Source organism: Streptomyces sp. NPDC048600 (genome assembly GCF_055587025.1).
In genome coordinates this window covers 1-1,124 of the sequence record NZ_JBVJGZ010000076.1, presented here as the reverse complement: position 1 = coordinate 1,124, position 1,124 = coordinate 1, and the positions used below count along the sequence as shown (strand labels likewise).

The window sequence follows — 1,124 nt, the reverse complement described above, 5'->3', positions numbered from 1 at the left end:
CTGGACGAGTTCGCCCGGCACCGTTCCTCGAACTTCGGGCTGGATGCCAACCGTCCCTACGGTGACGGTGTGGTGACCGGGTACGGCACGGTCGACGGGCGTCCGGTGGCGGTGTTCTCGCAGGACTTCACGGTGTTCGGCGGTGCGCTGGGCGAGGTGTACGGGCAGAAGATCGTGAAGGTGATGGACTTCGCGCTGAAGACCGGCTGCCCGGTCATCGGCATCAACGACTCCGGCGGCGCGCGGATCCAGGAGGGTGTCGCCTCGCTGGGCGCGTACGGGGAGATCTTCCGCCGCAACACGCACGCCTCCGGGGTGATCCCGCAGATCTCCCTGGTGGTGGGGCCGTGCGCGGGCGGCGCGGTGTACTCGCCCGCGATCACCGACTTCACGGTGATGGTCGACCGGACGTCGCACATGTTCATCACCGGCCCGGACGTCATCAAGACGGTCACCGGCGAGGACGTCGGCTTCGAGGAGCTGGGCGGGGCGCGCACCCACAACGCCGTGTCCGGCGTGGCGCATCACATGGCCGGCGACGAGAAGGACGCGGTCGAGTACGTCAAGCAGCTGCTGTCGTACCTGCCCTCGAACAACCTCTCCGAGCCGCCCGCGTTCCCCGAGGAGGCGGACCTCGCGCACACCGCCGAGGACCTCGAACTCGACACCGTGGTGCCGGACTCGGCGAACCAGCCGTACGACATGCACACGGTGATCGAGCACGTCCTGGACGACGGCGAGTTCTTCGAGACGCAGCCGCTGTTCGCGCCGAACATCCTCACCGGCTACGGCCGTGTGGAGGGCCACCCGGTCGGGATCGTCGCCAACCAGCCGATGCAGTTCGCGGGCTGCCTGGACATCACCGCCTCCGAGAAGGCCGCCCGCTTCGTGCGCACCTGCGACGCCTTCAACATCCCCGTGATCACGTTCGTCGACGTGCCCGGCTTCCTGCCCGGCGTCGGCCAGGAACACGACGGCATCATCCGCCGCGGCGCCAAGCTCATCTACGCCTACGCCGAGGCCACCGTCCCGCTGATCACCGTGATCACCCGCAAGGCGTTCGGCGGCGCCTACGACGTGATGGGCTCCAAGCACCTGGGCGCCGACCTCAACCTCGCCTGGCC

At 68.7% G+C, this 1,124-nt stretch carries 1 protein-coding gene; it reads left to right on the top strand.

Translation table 11 applies throughout. The features are described 5' to 3' along the window. On the top strand, nt 1-1,124 hold a 1,124-nt coding region (locus tag ACZ6SQ_RS38360), incomplete at both ends, for an acyl-CoA carboxylase subunit beta (protein ID WP_469570693.1).